This window comes from Rhizobacter sp. (assembly GCF_031412075.1).
GTDB lineage: Bacteria > Pseudomonadota > Gammaproteobacteria > Burkholderiales > Burkholderiaceae_C > Rhizobacter.
Map to the genome: position 1 here is coordinate 1 of NZ_JANOCG010000169.1, position 4,568 is coordinate 4,568.

A 4,568-nucleotide genomic window follows, 5' to 3' on the forward strand; every position below is an offset into this window, starting at 1 on the left:
GCCACGCGCAGCCCGGCTTTCTCGACTTTGTTCCAGCTGGCGCCGCCCTTGCGCAGCCCCACCGTCACCTTGACGCCACTGTCGTTGAGATTCTGCGCATGGGCATGGCCCTGCGAGCCGTAGCCGACGATGGTGACCTTCTTGCCCTTGATCAGGCTCAGGTCGGCGTCTTTGTCGTAATAAACCTTCATGTCTATCTCCTTCGATATCAGTTCAATGCGGGGTTTCGGTGAGGATTGATTCAGCGATGAATCAGGCGCGCAGGATGCGCTCGCCGCGACCGATCCCGCTGGTGCCGGTGCGCACGGTTTCCAGAATGGCGGTGCGGTCGATGGCCTCGATGAAGGCATCGAGCTTGGACGCATCGCCCGTCAACTCCATGGTGTAGCTTTTTTCGGTCACGTCGATGATGCGGCCGCGGAAGATGTCGGCCATGCGCTTCATCTCGTCGCGCTCCTTGCCGACGGCACGCACCTTGATGAGCATCAGCTCACGCTCGGTGTAGCTGCCTTCGGTCAGGTCGACGACCTTCACGACTTCGATCAGGCGGTTCAGGTGCTTGGTGATCTGCTCGATCACGTCGTCCGAGCCGTTGGTCACGATGGTCATGCGCGACAAAGACGGGTCTTCCGTCGGCGCCACCGTCAGGCTCTCGATGTTGTAGCCGCGGGCCGAGAACAAAGCGACGACGCGCGACAACGCGCCGGGTTCGTTCTCCAGCAGCAGGGCAATGATGTGTTTCATGGTGCTTTCAAGCGCGCTCTTCAGACCATTGGCGGTAACCAATGGCCCTTGGCCACGCTGTCCAAGTGAATCGGTGGAAAAACGCTGAAGTCGATCAGCACACCCCTGCGGCTTTCGGGTGAGCGCGGTAACGCTCAACCTTGGCCGAAGTTCGGAGCTTCACAGGTCTTCAGACCCCAGGAGCATTTCAGAGATGCCTTTGCCCGCCTGCACCATGGGCCAGACGTTCTCCGTCGGGTCGGTGCGGATGTCGAGGAAGACGGTGCGATCCTTGAGCTTGATGGCTTCGCGCAGCGCCGGCTCCACGTCAGACGGCTTCTCGACCAGCAAGCCGACGTGGCCATAGGCCTCGGCGAGCTTCACGAAGTCGGGCAGCGCGTCCATGTAGCTGTGCGAGTAGCGGCCGCCGTAATCCAGCTCTTGCCATTGGCGAACCATGCCCAGGTAGCGGTTGTTCAGAGACACCACCTTCACCGGCGTCTTGTACTGCTGGCAGGTCGAGAGCTCCTGGATGCACATCTGGATCGAGCCTTCGCCGGTGATGCAGAACACATCCGACTCGGGCTTGGCGAGTTTGATGCCCATGGCGTAAGGCAATCCCACGCCCATGGTGCCCAGGCCACCGGAGTTGATCCAGCGGCGCGGTTCCTCGAAGCGGTAGAACTGGGCGGCCCACATCTGGTGCTGGCCCACATCGGAGGTGATGTAGGTATCGCGGTCCTTGGTCAACTCGCACAGCGTCTCGACCACGTATTGCGGCTTGATGACGTCGGTGCTGTTCTTGTATTTCAAACACTCACGCTTGCGCCACTCGTTGATCTGGCCCCACCAGGCCGACAAGGCTTGCACATCGGGCTTGGCCTGCGCTTCCTTGATTTGGATGATGAGTTCCTGCAGCACGTCCTTCACGTCGCCCACGATGGGAATGTCGACCTTGACGCGCTTGGAAATCGACGAGGGGTCGATGTCGACGTGAACGATCTTGCGTTCGACCGAAGCGAAATGCTTCGGGTTGCCGATCACACGGTCATCGAACCGGGCGCCCACAGCCAGCAGAACATCGCAGTTCTGCATGGTCATGTTGGCCTCATACGTGCCATGCATGCCCAGCATACCGAGGAACTTGGGGTCGCTGGCAGCGATGGAGCCCAGGCCCATCAGCGTGTTGGTGCAGGGGTAGCCCAGCAGATTGACCAGTTCGCGCAACTCGGCCGCCGCATTGCCCAGCACCACACCACCACCGGTGTAGATGTAGGGGCGCTTGGCTGCCAACAACAGCTGCACCGCCTTGCGGATCTGCCCGCCATGCCCCTTGCGCGCCGGGTTGTACGAACGCATTTCGATCGTGGCCGGGTAGTGGAAGGGCGCGGTCTTCTGCGAGACATCTTTCGGGATGTCCACCACCACCGGCCCCGGGCGGCCGGTGCGAGCGATGTGGAAGGCCTTCTTCAACGTGATCGCCAGGTCGCGCACGTCTTTCACCAGGAAGTTGTGCTTCACGATCGGGCGGGTGATGCCCACGGTGTCACATTCCTGGAACGCATCGAGCCCGATCGCCGGCGTGGGAACCTGGCCGGTGATGATCACCATCGGAATCGAGTCCATGTAGGCGGTGGCGATGCCCGTGACCGCATTGGTGACGCCAGGGCCCGAGGTGACGAGGGCGACACCGACGTTGCCGGTAGCGCGCGCATACCCGTCAGCGGCATGAACGGCAGCCTGCTCATGGCGCACCAGCACGTGTTCGATGCTGTCTTGCTTGTAGAGCGCGTCGTAGATGTAGAGAACCGCGCCGCCCGGGTAGCCCCAGAGGAACTTGACGCCTTCGGCTTGAAGGCAGCGGACGAGGATTTCAGAGCCATTCGGCTCCGCGGGGGAGGAAGATTGCGGCTGCGCCAAAGCGGCGCGTTTGATTTCCGCGGCAGACATGTCCATGTTGAACCTTTGTGAATTTCTCTAACGAAAAACCATCGGTGCACCTCTCCACGCCCTCGTGAGGCGGGTGTGGTGCCTGCTGAGTCAAAGAACAAGGTGCCCAGGTCGGGCAGCCAAATTAAGACCAGTTGATGAGAAAACCGGCATTATAGAACCGCTCGCGCACCCCGTGCAGAGGCAGTTTGGGGCGATGCGATAATCGCGCCCGTTTCGACAGGCTCCCTGCCTGAGGCGCCCCACTTGGCATCTGACAAAGAACTTTCGGACTTTCTGAAAAGCGTCGAAAAACGCGCCTTCAAGCGCGTGGTGTACGCCGTGCGCGATGACGATGCCGCGCTCGACATCGTCCAGGATTCGATGATTCGCTTGGCCGAAAAGTACATCGATCGCCCGCCGGCCGAGTTGCCGCTGGTGTTTCAACGCATCCTTTCCAACGCGACCATGGACTGGTTTCGCCGCCAGAAAGTGCGAAACGCGGTGGTTCGCAACTTTTCCGAGTACGAATCCTCAAGCGACGATGGAGATTTCGATCTGCTGGAAACTTTAGCGTCGCAGAATGAGTCTTCTGCTACGGAAAGCGCGGCGGAGTCGGTTTCACGGGCTCAGATCCTGCTAGCCATTGATGGTGAGGTCGCCAGGCTACCAACCCGTCAACGAGAAGCCTTCCTGCTGCGTTACTGGGAGGAACTCGATGTCGCCGAGACAGCTGCCGTGATGGGCTGCTCCGAGGGCAGCGTCAAGACACATTGCTCGCGTGCGGTGCATGCCTTGGCAGATGCCCTCAAGGCAAAGGGAATTGAGCTATGAACAACAACACCACTCTTCAACGCCCCTACGCACCCGCCGCCCTGGAAGCTCTGGAGGCCCGGCTGGCCTTGCGCATGACCGCGCGCCTGACCGAAACCACCGCCGACCTGGCCCCCGACGTGACTGAGCGCCTGCGCTTCGCGCGCGACCAGGCGCTGCAACGCGCCCGCGCCGCCCGCTCGGTGACGGTGGCCGAGCCGGCGCTCGCGATGAGTTCTGGTTCCAGTGCCGCGTTGGCTGGCGGCGAAGGCGGTTCGGGTTGGTGGGTTCAGCTGGCCGCCTTGATTCCTTTGGTGGCGCTGGTGGGTGGCTTGATGTTCATCCAGCAGATGCACAACGACAGCCAGATCGCCGCCGCAGCTGAAATCGACGCCTCGCTGCTGGCCGATGACCTGCCGCCCTCGGCTTACAGCGATCCCGGGTTCGTGGAGTTTCTCAAAGCTCCTAGCGATTGACCGGAGCGTCGATGCTCTCGTCCCGCTTCACCAACCCCTCGCGGCGCGAATCAGCGCGGCGCAGCGTCCCCTGGATGTGGGTTTGTGCGTTGGCCCTGTTCGCCGCGCCCCTCGCATTGCGAGCCCAGACCGGACCAGTTCCGGCCGCTCCCCGGACAAGCCTTCAAACCACAGGCGGCGTTTCATGGTCTGCGCTCAGCCCGAGCCAGAAAAACGCGCTGAAGCCCCTGGAAGGCGAGTGGGATCGGATCGATTCCTCTCGCAAGACCAAGTGGCTCGAAATCGCCACCAAGTTTCCCTCGCTGCCAGCCCCCGAGCAGGCCCGCATCCAGAACCGCATGGCCGACTGGGCCCAGATGAGCCCGAAAGAGCGTGGCGAAGCACGCATGAACTACAGGGAAGCCCAACAAGTCCCGGCGCAGGAGCGCAAAGCCCGGTGGGAGGCTTACAAGGCCTTGCCACCAGAGCAGCAAAAGGAGCTGGCGGCTCGCGCGGCGCCCGTGCCTCGCAAGCCAGTGCCTGCCGACACGCCGGCTGACGGCTTGCCCGCCAAGAAGTCCAACGTGGTGCCCAATTCGTCTTACGCACCGCGGCCGAAAGCCGTGGCACCGACCGTGGCCCAGGCCC

General features: G+C 62.0%; 5 protein-coding genes and 1 pseudogene. 3 read left to right on the forward strand and 3 right to left on the reverse strand.

Going from position 1 to position 4,568, the window contains the following annotated elements:
- The 3 genes and pseudogenes from RMO40_RS05970 to RMO40_RS05980 all read right to left on the reverse strand — a co-directional run.
- Positions 1-191, reverse strand: a pseudogene (locus RMO40_RS05970) (ketol-acid reductoisomerase); the annotation flags it as partial.
- A 61-nt stretch (positions 192-252) separates the two neighbouring features.
- Entirely contained in the window at positions 253-744 is a 492-nt protein-coding gene (gene ilvN / locus RMO40_RS05975; RefSeq protein ID WP_309717693.1) for an acetolactate synthase small subunit, read from the reverse strand.
- Between the two features lie 159 nt (positions 745-903).
- A complete protein-coding gene (locus tag RMO40_RS05980; protein ID WP_309717697.1) occupies positions 904-2,679 on the reverse strand; it encodes an acetolactate synthase 3 catalytic subunit in 1,776 nt (591 codons plus the stop codon).
- Positions 2,680-2,919: 240 nt separating this feature from the next.
- Between RMO40_RS05980 and RMO40_RS05985 the strand changes: the two genes are divergently transcribed.
- The 3 genes from RMO40_RS05985 to RMO40_RS05995 form a co-directional block, all read left to right on the forward strand.
- A complete protein-coding gene (locus RMO40_RS05985) occupies positions 2,920-3,486 on the forward strand; it encodes an RNA polymerase sigma factor (protein WP_309717700.1) in 567 nt (188 codons plus the stop codon).
- On the forward strand, positions 3,483-3,941 hold the full coding sequence (locus RMO40_RS05990; RefSeq protein WP_309717703.1) for a DUF3619 family protein: 459 nt from the start codon (positions 3,483-3,485) through the stop codon (positions 3,939-3,941). The genes RMO40_RS05985 and RMO40_RS05990 overlap by 4 nt, the downstream gene beginning before the upstream one ends.
- Before the next feature lie 74 nt (positions 3,942-4,015).
- A partial coding sequence (locus RMO40_RS05995; protein WP_309717706.1) for a DUF3106 domain-containing protein occupies positions 4,016-4,568 on the forward strand: 553 nt, incomplete at its 3' end.